9 protein-coding genes are annotated in these 16,645 nt (G+C 67.8%); 4 read left to right on the top strand and 5 right to left on the bottom strand.

Features of this window, described 5'->3' with window-relative positions; genetic code table 11:
* Window positions 1-109 precede the first annotated feature (109 nt).
* A complete protein-coding gene (locus C4B30_RS00695) occupies window positions 110-4,054 on the bottom strand; it encodes a YadA-like family protein (protein ID WP_027786467.1) in 3,945 nt (1,314 codons plus the stop codon).
* A 1,471-nt stretch (window positions 4,055-5,525) separates the two neighbouring features.
* Between C4B30_RS00695 and C4B30_RS00685 the strand changes: the two genes are divergently transcribed.
* Together C4B30_RS00685 and C4B30_RS00680 are read left to right on the top strand one after the other, a co-directional pair.
* Entirely contained in the window at window positions 5,526-6,359 is an 834-nt protein-coding gene (locus C4B30_RS00685; protein ID WP_027786466.1) for a response regulator transcription factor, read from the top strand.
* Entirely contained in the window at window positions 6,352-8,694 is a 2,343-nt protein-coding gene (locus C4B30_RS00680) for a sensor histidine kinase (RefSeq protein ID WP_027786465.1), read from the top strand. The genes C4B30_RS00685 and C4B30_RS00680 overlap by 8 nt, the downstream gene beginning before the upstream one ends.
* Window positions 8,695-8,788: 94 nt before the next feature.
* Here the strand turns inward: C4B30_RS00680 and yjfF are convergent, their stop codons facing one another.
* Genes yjfF through C4B30_RS00660 form a run of 4 tightly spaced genes read right to left on the bottom strand, consistent with a single transcriptional unit; the run spans window position 8,789 to window position 13,450 of the window.
* Entirely contained in the window at window positions 8,789-9,877 is a 1,089-nt protein-coding gene (gene yjfF / locus C4B30_RS00675; RefSeq protein ID WP_027786464.1) for a galactofuranose ABC transporter, permease protein YjfF, read from the bottom strand.
* A complete protein-coding gene (locus tag C4B30_RS00670) occupies window positions 9,874-10,917 on the bottom strand; it encodes an ABC transporter permease (protein ID WP_027786463.1) in 1,044 nt (347 codons plus the stop codon). Before C4B30_RS00670 ends, yjfF begins: the two co-directional genes overlap by 4 nt.
* Window positions 10,914-12,428: a sugar ABC transporter ATP-binding protein gene (locus tag C4B30_RS00665; protein ID WP_027786462.1), complete on the bottom strand. Its 1,515-nt coding sequence runs from the start codon at window positions 12,426-12,428 to the stop codon at window positions 10,914-10,916. The genes C4B30_RS00670 and C4B30_RS00665 overlap by 4 nt, the downstream gene beginning before the upstream one ends.
* A 59-nt stretch (window positions 12,429-12,487) precedes the next feature.
* Complete coding sequence (locus C4B30_RS00660; RefSeq protein WP_027786461.1) at window positions 12,488-13,450, bottom strand: ABC transporter substrate-binding protein; 963 nt, start codon at window positions 13,448-13,450, stop codon at window positions 12,488-12,490.
* A 376-nt stretch (window positions 13,451-13,826) separates the two neighbouring features.
* On the opposite strand from C4B30_RS00660, the gene C4B30_RS00655 reads away from it, so the two are divergent.
* Together C4B30_RS00655 and proP are read left to right on the top strand one after the other, a co-directional pair.
* Entirely contained in the window at window positions 13,827-14,855 is a 1,029-nt protein-coding gene (locus tag C4B30_RS00655) for a DNA topoisomerase IB (protein WP_027786460.1), read from the top strand.
* A 274-nt stretch (window positions 14,856-15,129) separates the two neighbouring features.
* Window positions 15,130-16,599 (top strand): glycine betaine/L-proline transporter ProP, encoded by a 1,470-nt coding sequence (gene proP / locus C4B30_RS00650; protein WP_027786459.1) that lies wholly within the window; start codon window positions 15,130-15,132, stop codon window positions 16,597-16,599.
* The last annotated feature ends 46 nt before the right edge of the window (window positions 16,600-16,645 follow it).

Raw genomic sequence — 16,645 nt, 5'->3', positions numbered from 1 at the left:
ACTCCGAGAATGCGATGGGCGCAGCGTGCGGCGCGGCCGCACGCGCATGCGTTTGCGTTCGGCGCGGTCCGCTCCGGCAATGCGTGCCGGAACGAACCGCTGCGCGCGATCACTTCCACTGATACAGCATGCCCGCGCCGACGACGCGCTGGCTGCCGGCGAAACCGCCGTTCACCGTCGCCTTCAGGTTCTCCGTGATGCGCGCCTGCACGCCGACCGCCATGGCCTTCTGGCCCTGGAACGTCGCCGTGCCGACCCCCATCGCGAAGTTCGAATCGCGGTCCATGTGCGGGATCGACGCCATCGCGGCGGTCGCGGCGATCCCCTCGCGGGCCATCGAATCGGTCTGCTGGATCTGCTGCTGCATCTGCGTGAGCTGATTGTTGACCGTGTTCAGCGACTGCGTGAACTGGTTCGATACCGCATTCAGCTGGTTCACGTTCACGGCGTCGGTGCCCTGCGTACCGGCCGCGACATTCACGACCTGCCGCGCCGAATCCGCCGAGCCGACCGCGACGACGTTCGAGCGACCGCCGTCGTTGCTGCCCGTGCCGAGCGCGGTCGAGTTGTTGCCCGATGCGGTCGAACCCACGCCGATGGCTGTCGAGCCGTTGCCCGACGCCGTCGAGCTGTTGCCCACCGCCGTGCTGTTCGAGCCCGATGCGACCGCCCCCGAGCCGCCCGCCGACGAATTCGAACCGCTCGCCCCCGGCGGCACGTTGCCGCCCGGCGGGTTCGTCGTGTACTGCCCGCCGAGGTTGGTCGTGCGCTGGTCGATCAGTGTCGTCAACTGGTTCGCGACCGAATCGAGCTGCGACACGTTCACCGCGTCCGTGCCGCTCTTGCCGGCGGCCAGGCCCGTGATCTGGCGATTGCCGACGTTGATTTCGCCGGCCGACGACTGCGGGCTGCTCAAGCCGTACGCGACGTAGTTCGTCAGCGCGCCGACCGTGGTCAGCGAACCGGCGCCGAGCGCCACGCTGTTCGCGAACGTCGCGGATGCGCCGGCGCCGAGCGCGAGCGCATCGGTCGCCGTGCTGCGCGCGCCCGAGCCGAGCGCGACGCTGCCGACACTGACCGCCACCGCATTCGCACCCTGCGCGACCGACTGCGCACCGGTTGCCGTCGCGCCGCTGCCCAGCGCGATCGCATCGGCCTGCGCGGAACTCGCCGCCTGCCCGATCGCGATCCCGCCCGGCGCCGTCTGGTCGACGATCGCGCCGTTGCCGATGCCCACGCCGTTGTCGCCGTTGACGACCGTCGTCGGACCGACCGCGATCGATTCGGCGCCGACGGCCAGCGAATCGCCCGCCGTCGAATTCGCGTGGAAGTACTTCTGCCCCGTGACCGCGAACGACTGCAATGCGCCGGTCAGCTGCCGCACGGTTACCGCGTCCTGCTGGCCGGTGCCGTCCGCGACGTTGGTGATCTGGCGGTACGTCCTGTTCGTCGCATCGCCGACCGACACTGCGCCGAGCAGCGTCTGGTCGGTCGTGTCGTACGGAATCGACGCGCTGCCGTTGCGGATGATGCCCGACGACGGCACGGTTGCGCGATCGGCGACCGAACCCGAACCGAGCGCGATGCTGCCGTTCACGCGCGAGATCGCGTTCGGGCCGATCGCGACGCTGTCCGTGCCGAGCGCCTGGCTGTCGGGCGCGGTCGAGTTCGCGTGGAAATACTTGATGCCGTTGGCGTTGATGTTGTCGATCGCGGAGCCGACGTTGTTGTTGATCGTCGTGGAGCCGTCGCTGTTGTACGTCACGTACGACGGCGCGGAGATCGTGCCGGTCGTCGGATCGTAGGTGGCGCCGCCGCCGATCGCGCCGGCCGTGCTGTTGCCGAGGTTCGTGTTGTTGTTCGCGATCGAGCTCAGGCCCGTCGACAGCGAACTGATCCCGGTCGACGTGGCGGTCGACAGCGAGGTCAGGTTGCTGTTCGTCGAGCTCAGGCCGGTGGACAGCGAACCGACGACCGTCGAGGTCGACGTGGACAGCGACGTGATCGAACTGTTGGTCGAGCTCAAGCCGGTGGACAGCGAGCCGACGACGGTCGAGGTCGACGTGGACAGCGACGTCAGATTGCTGTTGGTCGAGCTCAGGCCGGTGGACAACGAGCCGACGACCGTCGACGTCGACGTGGACAGCGACGTCAGGTTGCTGTTCGTCGAGCTCAGGCCGGTGGATAGCGAGCTGATGCCCGTCGACGTGGACGTCGACAGCGACGTCACCGTGCTGTTGGTCGAACTGAGGCCGGTGGACAGGGAGCTGATGCCCGTCGACGTGGACGTGGACAACGACGTGATGCTCGACGCCGTCGACGTCGACAGCGAATTGACTGCCGTGTTCGTCGCGGCGAGTTGCGACCCGTTGATCGCATCCGTGCTCGACGAATCGATGCGCCCGGCCGCGACGTTGGTGATCTGGCGCTCGCTGCCCACCGCACCGACGCTGACGACGCTGGTTGGGTTGATGCCGTTGAAGTTGTACGTGACGCCGCCGATGACCGCGCTGGCCGTCGGGTTCGGCGCGGCCGTGGTCGAGCCCGAGCCGAGCGCGACATCGTTTGCGTTGTTGGCCACGGCCGACGCGCCGAACGCGACCGCTCCCGCCGCCGCCGCCGTCGACGTATTGCCGAGCGCCAGCGACCCCGTGCCCTGCGCGTTGTTGGTATTGCCGATCGCCACCGCGCCGTCGCCGTTCGCGGTGTTGTTCGAACCCATCGTGACCGCGCCGGTGCCGATCGCGCTGCTCGGATCGCCGATCGCGACCGCGCCATTGCCGCTCACCGTCTGGCCGAAGCCCAGCGCGACGGCGCCGACACCGCCCAGCACCTTCGAGCCGTAGCCGCCCGCGACCGAACCCGTGCCTGCTGCCGCGGCGACCGAGTTGGAATCGCCGATCGCGACGGTCGAACTCGCCGCCGCGACGCTGTTGATACCGACCGCCGTCGCATTCGTGGCCGACGCCGTCGCCCCCGGCCCCAGCGCGGTCGCGGATACGCCGCTGCCGAGCGCAAGATTGCCGAGCGCCACCGAAAACTGCTGCGTCGCGGTCGACTGCACGCCCATCGCGATCGAACTGAGACCCGACGCATTGGCGTTCAGGCCGAATGCCTGTGCATTGTCCGCACTGGCCGCCGTACCCGAGCCCATCGCGATCGAACTGGTGCCGAGTGACTGGGTGCCCGAGCCCGGCACGCCGGCGATACCGCCCCAACCGATGGCAATCGACGACGTACCTTTCGCACCGCTGTTCACGCCCATTGCGACGGCCGAATTCCCCGAAGCCAGTGCGCCGCTGCCCAAGGCGACGGCGGCCGAGCCTGAACTCGTCGACTGGTTACCGAGCGCAACGGCACCGGTGTCCGTGGCATGCGCCGAAAAGCCGAGCGCGATACTTTGCGCGCCGGAAGCGAGGGACCCGAGCGCGAGCGCAGCCGCATACTGGCCGGAGGCCGATGCATTGTTCCCGAGCGCGACGCCTGCCAGGCCGTTCGCGGTCGCGCCGCTGCCGATCGACACCGCGCCGCTTTGCGTGGCCTGCGACAGATTCCCGATCGCGACCGCAAAGGGACCCGAACCGATCGCCTGCACGCCCATTGCCACGCTGTTGACACCGTTCGCTTGCGCGTTGATGCCGACGGCCGTCGAACCGTCGGCCATCGCATGCGCGCCCGGGCCCAGCGCCGTGGCCGACACGCCCTGCGCCGTCGACAGATTGCCGACGGCGGTGGAATTCACCTGCGCGGCGGTCGATCCGTTACCGATGGATATCGAGCTGACTCCCCCGGTGGCCGTGCCACCATCCGGCGCGTACTGTGCATGCGCATTCGCATGGAACAAGCCGAGGCAGGCGGTCGCCGTCAGCACGGCCAGACTCAGCACCGAAGGTGCCGGCGGCTTGCCCGCGTGCATCGCGGTTTCTCCGTGTGCGGCGCATTCCGGCGCGCGCTTCGACGACGCAACACGCTTGCCGCGTGCCCGGTCAAGCTCCGAAGCCGCAACCCAGGCCCCCAGTGCTTCGTTCCAGATCGACTTGAACGACTTGTTCATCTTGTGTTCCCTCGGTTCTCATGTGCTGGATGACGCAACAGCGAACGCGGCGTCAGGCGAAATGCGGACCCTCTCCGCTTTTGTCTGCCTCGCGACGCTCCGCCTCTTACTTCGCATTACTAATAAAGACTACGAACAGCGCTGCACGAAACGCTCGACCCACATCGCGATGGCACGATCGATCGGCGCGCATGCCCGTTCGGCATGATGCGCGATGGCGATCGCCGGTTATCGATTCACGGAAGTCGAGATCGCCTGCCCGGCGGCGACATGGCGCACGACGCGTCGCGAATCCGCACACGCGTACACCGTCGCACCCGCCGAAGGGCGACTTCGAATCTCATCGGAAAAACGTCGCTCGGACGCTGGACGAACGGACCCCGGCCCGCATCGCGGGCGGCCCGTCATCTTTCATTCAGGCGGCGAAAGGCGCCATCCTGTCCCCGGGTCTGCGGCATGCGCCGCCGGATCGCTGACGCTGACAGCCGGCACCGGATCGATCGACCCGACGCCCTGACCTGCCATGCTTGTCGTATTCATATTTTTCGTATCCGCCTGATTCGACAGAGCACCGCGCGCCGCCGCCGGATCGATCAAACCGCCCGGCGACTCACGCGAAGTCGCTCACCCCTTTCCGTCCGGCCGGCGACGGTTATTCCGGATTTCCGGAAAAACCGGCCACTCACCGAACGACCCCGGCATCGAATTAATCGATCGAATTTACTTGACGATTTCTTCTCGCCCGATGCCTCAAACCCAGCCCCGTCCCGTCATTTCGCGACTCATCTTGTATATCGAAAATTCTCGCGAATTATGACGTTTGCATTACCCTCGTGCCCTCTATTCTTTTGTTACCGCCTTCTCATTATCCGGGAATACCATCATTCAATGTGACATTGAAAATTGGCTACCCGGAAAGCAACGGCGACAGCAATCTTTACGGCAGCCGGAAGCATCCAGAGAACCGATTCCAGCCGCGCTGGAGCTAGTGTGCCGACATTCGTCCAAACAAACCTTTTCCTGAGCGGACAAATACTTTTCCGGAGCGGACGGTATTTACATTCATACACATTTGCAGGAAATCCGATTTTCCGGAAACATGAATGCACGCCGGGATTACATCGAATTTAGTCGACCGGCAAGTAATCGGAGAATTCGATTTACATCCTCGTCATCGGATTTCGACACCGAGAGCATAAATTCATCATCCGGGCCATTTCCATTCTTGAAATCATTTAACCGGAAATAAAGACCGTAATTTCACAAATCGATTCGGCATATTTTTCCGACTTGTTTTCCGGAAGAACGGACCAGACCTCCGCGCACCCGCGATGCCGATGCGACAAGCCCACACGCGCCGCACGGAATCCCACCTTCGACACTATTGTCGGCATATAATTTTTTGCAACAATCGTTCAGATTGCGATGCCTCCGACCTGACAGGCCACTCCCCTCCAACGCGTTCGCAACCATGTCATCCCGCTTGTCCAGTTCGGCGTCGCCACGCACCACGCCGGATCTCGCCGGCGCCCATATTCTTATCGTCGACGACCGCCCGAACGACCTGCGACTCCTGACCGAGATCCTGCGCACCGCCCAGTGCCGGATCAGCGTCGCGTTCGACGGGCTGCAGGCCTATCACCGTGCGCAGGCCATCGCGCCCGATCTGATCCTGATGGACGTCCGCATGCCGCGCATGGACGGTTTCGCCGCGAGCCGGCTGCTGGCGTCCACCCCATCGACGCAATCCATTCCGGTGATCATCCTGACGGCCGCCGGCGATCTCGAGGATCGCATCGCGGGGCTCGAAACGGGCGCGATCGACTACATCGTCAAGCCGTTCGAACCGGCGGAAGTCATCGCGCGAATCCGCAATCACCTGAAGCGCGTGCGACGCAGCCAGCCGTTCGCGCACCTGCCCGAACTGCCCGACAACCGCGACGCGGCGCTGGTGCGCGCGGCAAGCGACGTGCTGCTGCGCGACTTGCGCCATCCACCGGCCCTCGAGGATCTCGCGAAGCAGGTCGGCACGCACGAAAAACGGCTGTCGCGCGCATTCCGCGACCATCTCGGCCAGACCGTATTCGAGTACCTGCGCGACACGCGGCTGCGCGCCGCGATGCACTTCCTGTCGGAAACGTCGATGGGGATCGGCGACATCGCGGAGGAAATCGGCTTTTCCACACCCGGCAATTTCGCGACGGCGTTCCGCGAACGCTTCGGCATCACGCCGTCCGACTGGCGGCGCCAGCGCCACGCGGTCGACTCACCGGCCGCACCGGAGGGGCGCCACGGCGATGCGTAGGCACTACGCGGCATGGGCGGCGGGATGTCGCACGTTGCTCCTGCTTCTGGCGGCGCTGGCCGTCACGTGCGCGACGGCCCGTGCCGCGACGACGCCGAATCCCGCGCAACTCGAAGCCGTAGCGGTTTTCGAAGACACCGGCACGACGCTGTCCGTCGACGAGGTCGCCGCCCGGCTCGCCGAGCCGTCGCTTCACCCGGCCGCCACGGCCCGCACTGCATTCAACGTGACGTTTTCGCGCTCGGCCTGGTGGGTCCGCGCGACGCTGATCAACCGCGACAGCGACACGCGCCCGCTGGTGCTGGCGATTCGCGATGCGCGCGTCGACCGGGCCGACTTCTATGTCGACCGGCACGGCCAATGGATGCTCGAGCGCAGCTTCCCGACCGACCGCGGCGACGCGCGCGACGCGCCGTCGCGCTACCCGACCCTCGACGTCACGCTGCGTGCGGGCGAACAGCTCCCCGTGCTGATCCGCATCACGTCGCGCAAGGAAATGCGCCTTGCGCCGGTCGCGTTCACCCGCGACGCGTGGATCGCGCAGGAACTGCACGCGTCGATGTGGAACTTCGGGTTCTTCGGCGGGCTGCTTGCACTCGTCTGGTGCGCGCTGCTGATCGGCTTTTTCTCGCGCAGCGGCGTGTTCCACACGCTGGCCGCACTGACCCTGAACACCGCGCTGTTCGAAGCCGCGTACCGCGGCTATCTCGCGATGCTCCTGGCGCCGGGCGCGCGCGAGTGGTCGACGCGCGGCGAAACGATCTTCGCGTATCTGTCGGTCGCGTGCTTCATCGTCTTCATCCTGATGGTCTCGCATCGCGAAAAGGCGAAGATGCCGATGCGCGCGGTGTACGTGGTGTTTCTCGCGCTCGAATGCGCGGGGATAACCGGCGCGGCGTTCGGCGATCTGGCGACCTTCGCCTGGTTCTGCCTGTGGCTGAACACCGTGCTCGCGATCGTGAACATCAGCATGGCGCTGATGCTCGTGATCCGGCGCACGCCGACGGCGCGCGTGATGCTGATCGCGGTCGCGTTCGCGACGTTCAACATCCTGATCCGCATGCTCGACGGCCGCGATGCATTGCCACCCGTGCTGTCGTGGATCCGGTCCGACGTCTATCCGAACCCGGTCATCGCGATCATCGGGCTCGCGACGCACCTGCTCGTGCTGGCCGCGTGGATTCACCACGTGGGCCGTCAGCGCACCGAGGCACGCAAGCGGCTCGAACACTGGCAGCTCACCGAGCAGGATCGGCTGCGCGACGAGGTCGCGCGGCGCACGGTCGCGCTCAACGACGCATTGCAGCAGTCGAAAACGCACATGCAGCAGAAGATCGAGACGCTCGGCTACGTCAGTCACGACCTGCGCGCGCCGCTGTCGACGATCAACGGCTATGCGAAGCTGCTGCTGCAAGGCGCGACGCGCAGCCAGGCGCGGCTGATCCGGTCGATCGACCGCAGCATCCGCTACCAGCTCGCGCTGATCGACGAATTGCTCGCGTTCACGAAGGCCGAACTCCACCCGCTCGGCGTCGCGCCCGACCGCACCGACCTGCCCGGGCTGCTGGACGACATCGGCCACTACGCGCTCGCGCTGTGCGCGCAGCAGGACAACCGGTTCATCTATCGGCCCGTCACGCCGCTGCCGCGCACGGTGCTGATCGACGGCATCCGGCTGCAACAGGTGCTGCTGAACCTGCTGTCCAACGCATCGAAATTCACGCGCAACGGCACGGTCACGCTGTCGGTTCACGCATCGCGCGAAGGCCATGCATGGCGCCTGCTGTTCGAGGTCGCCGATACGGGCATCGGCATCGACATCACCGAGACCACCGACATCTTCCGCGCGTACCAGCAGGTGCAGGCGGTGAACGGCGGCACCGGGCTGGGCCTGTTCATCGCGCAGCGCATCGTCGCCGCGATGGACGGCGAGCTGGCCGTCGCGAGCCAGCCGGGGAGCGGCACGACGTTCTCGTTCGCGGTCGCCGCGCCGGCCCTCGGTCATGCGCTCGCGCCGGTGTCGGGGCTCATCAGGCGGTTTCGTTCCGACGACGAAGCGGAACCGGCCAGCGCCCCGCTTGCGATGCGCAGCCCGCCCGCCGATGCGCTCGCCGAGCTGATCGTGCTCGCCGGCGAAGGCCGGCTGACCGATATCGAGGAATGGCTCGGCCAGTATGCGGACGAGCCCGACCATGCGCCGTTCGTGCAGGAAATGCGCGAGCACCTCGATGCGCTGGATCTGCCCGCGATCGAAAAACTGGCCGGCTCGCTGAAACGCACGCGCGTCGCGGATACGTCGTTCGACACCGAGGCGGACGCCGCCGGCCCGGCCTGACGGCGCCGCGCCGCATGCGGCCGGCATGCGGCCGCGTGCATCATTCCACCGCGGTTCGCCCGCGCTGTCGGTCGCGCAAGGGGGAAGGAATCCCCTACGACCGCCGCATCGTCGATACCAGCGCGATGTCCTCTTCGGGCGGCGCCGGCCGCGCGGGCGCGGCGGCATGCGTCGGCCGCTGCGCGCCGAGCCCCGTGCCGCCGGTGCGGCGCCGCGTCGCGTGCCGCTCGATGACCCGCTGCAGCACGCAGAACACGCACAGCAGCGCGCCGATCACGATCCGCGTCCACCACGAACTCAGCGTGCCGTCGAACGTGATCAGCACCTGGATCGTGCCGAGGATGCCGACCCCGAACACCGAGCCGATCACGTAGCCCACGCCGCCCGTGAGCAGCGTCCCGCCGATCACGGTCGCGGCGATCGCGTCGAGCTCCATCCCCTGCGCCTGCAGCCCGTAACCCGACAGCACGTAGAGCGTAAACACCACGCCGCCGAGCGCCGAACAGAAGCCGCTCAGCGCGTAGACGCCGATCTTCGTGCGCGCGACCGGCAAGCCCATCAGCAGCGCCGAGCGTTCGTTGCCGCCGACCGCATACACGTTGCGGCCGAAGCGCGTGAAATGCGCGACGTAGATCGCGACGGCCAGCGTCGCGAGCGCGATCAGCGCACCGGCGCTCAGCATGCCGCCGCCGACCGGCACGCTGATGCCCGCGATCGCATGGAACGCCGGCTCGTTGATCGTGATCGACTGCGTCGTGATCAGGAAGCACGCGCCGCGCGCGAGAAACATCCCGGCGAGCGTGACGATGAACGGCTGCAACCGGAAATAATGGATCAGCGCGCCCATCGCCGCGCCGTACAGCGCGCCGAACGCGAGCACGAGCGGCACGATCACCCACACGGGCCAGTGCAGCCGTTCGGCGCCGACCGCGCAGAAGATCGTCGTCAGCGCAACGACCGAGCCGACCGACAGGTCGATCCCGCCCGACACGATCACGAACGTCATCCCGATCGCGACGATCAGCAGGAACGCATTGTCGACGAGCAGCCCGGTCAGCACCTGCATCGAGAAAAAGCCCGTGTACATCACGGACCCGAAGCCGAACAGCACGACGAACAGCACGATCGTCACGACGATCGGCAGAGTGCGCGGATCGGCGAGCCGGCCAAGGAAACGGTTCATCGCGGCGTCGCTCCGGTGGTGGTGGCGCGCGATCGCGCGGAAGGCAGCAGCCGCGACGCGTGCCGGACGAGCAGCGCACGCGCCGCGTCGGACTGGATCAGCGTCACGACGATCACGACGACCGCCTTGACGACGAGCGTCGCCTCCGGCGGCACGCCGATCGAATAGGTCGTGTAGGTGAGCGTCTGGATGATCAGCGCACCGAGCACCGAGCCGGCGAGACTGAAGCGGCCGCCGAGCAGCGACGTGCCGCCGAGCGTGACGGCGAGAATCGCGTCGAGTTCGAGCAGCAGCCCCGCGTTGTTGCCGTCGGCGCTGCGCACGTTCGAGCTCGCGAGGATGCCCGCGAGCGCCGACATCACGCCCGAGCACAGATACACGCCGAACACGACCGCGCCCGAGCGCAGCCCGACGAGCCGCGTCGCCACCGGATTCACGCCGATCGCGCGAATGAACAGCCCGAGCGCCGTGCGGTTCACCAGCAGCGCGGTCGCGCCGATCGTCGCAAGCGCGATCCACACCGCGCACGGCACGGTCGCGAGGTAGCCGCCGCCGAGCGCGAGGTAGCCCGGCGCGCCGATCGGGATGATCTGGCCGCCCGTCAGCAGTTGCGCGACGCCGCGCCCGGCCACCATCAGGATCAGCGTCGCGATGATCGGCTGCATCCCGACGAAGGCGACGAGCAGCCCGTTCCACGCACCGGCCAGCAGCCCGACGCCGAGCGCGGCGGCCAGCGCCGTGCCGACCCGCGACGGGTCCGCCTCGAGCACGATCGCCGCGGCCGCGCCGGCGATCGCGACGATCGCGCCGACCGAGATGTCGATCCCGCGCGTCGCGATCACGAGCGTCATCCCGAGCGACACGATCACGAGCGGCGCCGCGCGGTTCAGGATGTCGATCGGCGCGCCGAACAGGTGGCCGTCGAGCAGCACGATCGACAGGAAGCCGGGACGATGCGCGACGTCCAGCGCGAACAGCAGCGCGAGCGTCAGCACCGGCCACGCGAGCGAATGACGAAACAGCGTGCGCAACCACGTCATGACTGGCCTCCCGCGATCAGCCGGTAAACCTGCTCCTCGGACGCATCGGCGCCGGTCAGCTCCGCGACCTTGCGCCGGTCGCGCAGCACCGCGATCCGGTGGCTCACGCGTACGACCTCGCCGATCTCCGACGAAATGAACAGGATCGCCAGCCCCTGCGCGCACAGCGCGAGCACGCGCTCCATGATGTCGAACTTCGCGGCGACGTCGATGCCGCGCGTCGGCTCGTCGAGAATCAGCAGCTTCGGGTCCGTCGCGAGCCAGCGCGCGAGCAGCACCTTCTGCTGGTTGCCGCCCGACAGCAGCCCGATCGGCTGCTCGGCGTCGCGTGCCTTGATGCCGAGCCGGGCGATATACGTGTCGGCGATCTCGCGCTGGCGCGCGCGCCCGATCAGCCGCCACCAGCCGCGCCGCGCCTGGAGCGCGAGGACGATGTTCTCGCGGATCGACAGCGCGGCGACGATGCCTTCCTTCTTGCGGTCTTCCGGGCAGTACGCGATGCCGTTGCGGACCGCATCGTGCGGCGACGCGAGCCGCCTGCGCGCGCCGTCGATCTCGATCGCGCCGGTATCCGGGCGCGCCGCGGCGAACGCCAGCTGCGCGGTTTCGGTGCGGCCCGAGCCGAGCAGCCCGGCCAGCCCGACGATCTCGCCGGGGCGCACGTCGAGATCGAGCGCGCTCATCATTCCGCGCCGGCCGACCCGCTGCATCGACAGGAACGGCGCGGCGGCCGCGGCGGTACGCTCGACCGCCGCGGCGCCGGCCTGCAGCGTGTCGGACATGCGCTCGCGGCCGGTCATCTTCGCGACCAGCACGTCGACCGGCAGGTCGCGCGCCAGGTACTCGCCTTCGCGCTCGCCGTTGCGCATCACGGTGATCCGGTCGGACACCGCATAGGTCTGCTCGAGAAAATGCGTGACGAACAGGATCGCGATGCCCGACGCCTTCAGCCGGCGCAACACGTCGAACAGCCGCGCGACCTCGCCGTCGTCGAGGCTCGAGGTCGGTTCGTCGAGAATCAGCACGCGTGCGTCGACCGACACCGCACGCGCGATCGCGACCATCTGCTGCACCGCGATCGGATACGCGTCGAGCGAGCGCGTGACGTCGAGCGACAGGTCGAGATCGGCCAGCGCCGCCCGCGCGCGCGCATGGATCGTGTTCCAGTCGATCACGCCGCGCCGCATCGGCTGCCGGCCCGCGAAGATGTTCTCCGCGACCGACAGGTTCGCGCAGAGGTTCACTTCCTGATACAGCGTCTGAATCCCGGCCGCCTCGGCCTCGCGCGGCGCGGCAAAGCGCACGGGCTGGCCGCCGACGCGAATCTCGCCCGCATCGTGCGCATGCACGCCGGTGAGCACGTTGATCAGCGTCGACTTGCCGGCGCCGTTCTGGCCCATCAGCGCGTGGATCTCGCCCGGAAACAGCCGGAAATCCACGCGCTGCAGCGCGCTGACACCCGGAAACGACTTGTCGATGCCGATCATCTCGACCACCGGCGCACGCTCCATGCATCCTCCTCGAAACGTCGCCGGGCGGTGGCCGGCAGGCCGCCGCCCGTGCGGACAGGTCAGTACTTCCGGGTCGGCAGCACCTGCGCCGCGACGTTCATCGGGAACACCGTTTCGTTGGTCACGATGCGCTTGGGCAGCGGCTTGCCGGCGACGACGTCCTTCACCGCGCTCATCAGTTGCGGGCCGAGCAGCGGGCTGCATTCGACGTCGACGTTGATCTTGCCCGCGATCATCGCCTGGAAGCCGCCCTTGGTCGCGTCGAACGACACGACGCTCACGTCCTTGCCGGGCTTGATTCCGGCCTCTTCCATCGCCTGGATCGCGCCGAGCGCCATGTCGTCGTTGTGCGCGTAGACGACGTTGATCTGCTTGCCGTAGGTCTTCGCGAACGCTTCCATCACCTGCTTGCCGCCGGCGAGCGTGAAGTCGCCGCTCTGCGACGCGATCACCTTGAATTTCGGATTGTTCTTGATCACTTCGAGCAGGCCCGCGCGGCGGTCGTTGGCCGGCGCGGAGCCGACCGTGCCCTGCAGCTCGACGATGTTGATCGGACCCGGGTCGTTCTTGTAATGCTCTTCCATCCAGTGGCCGGCGCGCCGCCCTTCCTCGAGGAAGTCGGAGCCGATCATCGTCACGAACAGCGACGGATCCTTCACGTCGACCGCGCGGTCGGTCAGGATCACCGGGATATGCGCGGCCTTCGCTTCGGTCAGCACGGGCTCCCAGCCCGATTCCACGACCGGCGAGAACGCGATCACGTCGACCTTCTGCGCGATGAACGAGCGGATCGCGCGAATCTGGTTCTCCTGCTTCTGCTGCGCGTCGGAAAACTTCAGGTTGATGCCGGCGTCCTTCGCCGCGCCCTTCACCGATACGGTGTTCGCGGTGCGCCATGCGCTTTCCGCACCGACCTGCGAGAACCCGAGCGTGATCGGCTTTTGCTGCGCGTGCGCGCCGGTGGCCAACACCGCCGTCGCCGCGACGATCGCGGTGGCCGCCAGCTTCCTGATGAATGTCATGGTCCGTCTCCGATGATGTCGTTGTGTGCCGCGGCGCTGTTGTGTTTCTGCGTGGCGCTGGCGCGGATCGGGCTGCGCCGGCCGGCATGTCCGGTCGGCGCGGCATACATGCCCCGCATCAGTCTAGGAACAAGTCCGATAACCTTCCAATGAAATATTGGATTGAGGCGATACCGGAATCGGCATACGTATAAACACCTAACCACGGAATCGCCCGCGCGGAGGCGGCGCACGGTTCTTGCTCCGTCGCAATGGCGGTTCGCACCCCATGCCGGGCGGCCGCCCTTCACGCGAACCCAAAGGAGACAAACATGATCGCTGCCCGTGAACGTGGGTCGCCGCGCGCCGACGTCGCCGCCGGCCGGCGCCTTCCGACATGAAGCAGCCCGCTTCGGGCGCCGCCGGGCCGCTGCGCCATGTCGACGACCGTCGCCCGGGCTATACGCGCCGGCGGCTGCGCAACGGCTTCGCGTATTACGGGCCGGACGGTGCGCGGGTTCGCGATGCCGACGAAATCGCCCGCATCGACGCGCTTGCGATTCCGCCCGCGTACACCGACGTCTGGATCTGCATGGACCCGCGCGGTCATCTTCAGGCAACGGGCCGCGATGCGCGCGGCCGCAAGCAGTATCGCTATCACCCGCAGTGGCGCGCGACCCGCGATGCGAACAAGTACGCGCGGATGGCCGCGTTCGCGCGGGCGCTGCCGCGCATCCGCGCGCGCGTCACCCGCGATCTGGCGTTGCCGGGCATGCCGCGCGACAAGGTCGTGGCAACCATCGTCCGCTTGCTCGACACGACGCTCGCGCGGATCGGCAACGCCGAATATGCGCGCGAAAACGGCTCGTACGGGCTGACGACGCTGCGCAAGCGCCATCTGAAGATCCAGCCCGGCCAGGTGCGGCTGCGCTTCGCCGGCAAGAGCGGGATCGAGCACGACGTGACGGTCGACGATGCGCGGGTCGCGCGCATCGTGCGACGGTGCGCGGAACTGCCCGGTCACGAGCTGTTCCAGTATGTGGACGACGACGGCGCACGCCATCCGGTCGGGTCGTCCGACGTGAACGACTACCTGCGCGAGGCCGGCGGCGCCGATTTCACCGCGAAGGATTACCGGACCTGGGCCGGCAGCGTGCATGCGCTCGGGTTGTTGCGGCGCGTGGAGCATCGCGGCGTCACGCACGCCCGCAAGCAGATCGTCGAGACCGTGCGCGCGGTGGCCGAGCTGCTGCGCAACACGCCGGCCGTGTGCCGGCGCTGCTACATCCATCCGGCGGTGCTCGACGCGTTCGAGGCCGGTACGCTCGCCGCGCTGGCGGTCCGACGCACGCCGCGCGGCCTGCGTGCGGACGAAGCGGCGTTCGTGGCGTTGCTGGTGTCCGCGAGCCGGCGAATGGCGAGATGAGCGTCCACGCCGCGCCGCGGCCCGACGGGGCGCAATCGGGGCCGCTTCCCCGGCGTGTCGTTTACCACCGGTTTCCAGGCGCATGACCGATAGCCGCTCGCCCCCGTTTCTCTAAACTGGTTCGCACAACACACCTGCCCGGTGTCGTCCGCTGCGCGCGCCACGCCACCGGCATCGAGGCACCCCCGAGACATCCGCCTTCGCTGTCCGTCGGTCCGCACGCCCCCGCTTCATTCCCGCCGGCCGGCTGCCAAGGCAATTCCAGGAGAGTTCATTGAGCCCGTCGCAAGCGCACCCCGCGAAAGCCCGGTCTTCGCGCAAGTCCGTCAAGCTGGATGACATCACGATCGTCGACCCTGCCGTCGTCAAGCGCGCGGTCGGCGCCATGGCGTTCGGCAATGCGATGGAATGGTTCGACTTCGGCGTCTACAGCTATATCGCCGTCACGCTCGGCAAGGTGTTCTTCCCGTCCAGCAGCCCGTCCGCGCAGTTGCTCGCCACCTTCGGCACGTTCGCGGCCGCGTTCCTCGTGCGCCCGCTCGGCGGCATGGTGTTCGGCCCGCTCGGCGACCGTATCGGCCGCCAGCGCGTGCTCGCCGCCACGATGATCATGATGGCCGCCGGCACCTTCGCGATCGGCCTGATCCCGAGCTATGCGTCGATCGGCATCATGGCGCCCGTGTTGCTGCTCGTCGCCCGCCTCGTGCAGGGCTTCTCGACCGGCGGCGAATACGGCGGCGCCGCCACCTTCATCGCCGAGTTCTCGACCGACAAGCGCCGCGGCTTCATGGGCAGCTTCCTCGAGTTCGGCACGCTGATCGGCTATACGCTCGGCGCGGCCACGGTCGCGCTGTTGACGGCCACGCTGTCGCAGGACGCGCTGTTGTCGTGGGGCTGGCGCGTACCGTTCTTCATCGCCGGCCCGCTCGGCCTCGTGGGCCTCTACGTGCGGCTCAAGCTCGAGGAAACCCCGGCGTTCAGGAAAGAGGCCGAAGCACGCGAAGCGGACGAACGCGCGCGGCCGAAGCAGCGCTTCGCGACGCTGCTCGTCGAACAGTGGAGGCCGCTGCTGCAATGCGTCGGCCTCGTGCTGATCTTCAACGTGACCGACTACATGGCGCTGTCGTACCTGCCGAGCTACCTGTCGGCGACGCTGCACGTTCGCGAATCGCACGGGCTCTTCATGGTGCTGCTCGTGATGGTGCTGATGATGCCGATGACGCTGTACGCCGGGCACCTGTCGGACAAGGTCGGCCGCAAGCCGGTGATGATGGCCGGCTGCGTGGGCCTGCTCGCGCTCTCGGTGCCGGCGCTGATGCTGATCCGCACCGGCGGCATGCTGCCGATCTTCGGCGGGATGCTGATCTACGGCATCCTGCTGTCGACGTTCACGGGCGTGATGCCGTCGGCGCTGCCTGCCCTCTTCCCTACGCGCATCCGCTACGGCGCGCTCGCGATCGGCTTCAACGTGTCGGTGTCGCTGTTCGGCGGCACGACGCCGCTCGTCGCCGCATGGCTGGTCGATCGCACCGGCGACCTGATGATGCCCGCGTACTACCTGATGGGCGCGTCGTTCATCGGCATCGTGTCGGTGCTTGCGCTGCGCGAGACCGCGCGCCAGCCGCTGCCCGGCTCCGGGCCGTGCGTGGCGAGCCGCGCGGAAGCGCTGAGCCTCGTGCGCGGCGGTGCCGACGGAGCGCGTGTGCGCGACCGGGAGTTCACGCCGGTCAGCGAGCGTGCGTGACGCGGGTCGATGCGGCGCCGCGCGGCCTGCGCGCGTGTCGCCGTTC

It is taken from the genome of Burkholderia sp. BE12 (genome assembly GCF_002959955.1).
Lineage (GTDB): Bacteria > Pseudomonadota > Gammaproteobacteria > Burkholderiales > Burkholderiaceae > Burkholderia.
The sequence above is the reverse complement of the archived record's forward strand: the minus strand, read 5'-3'. Positions and strand labels throughout refer to the sequence as shown.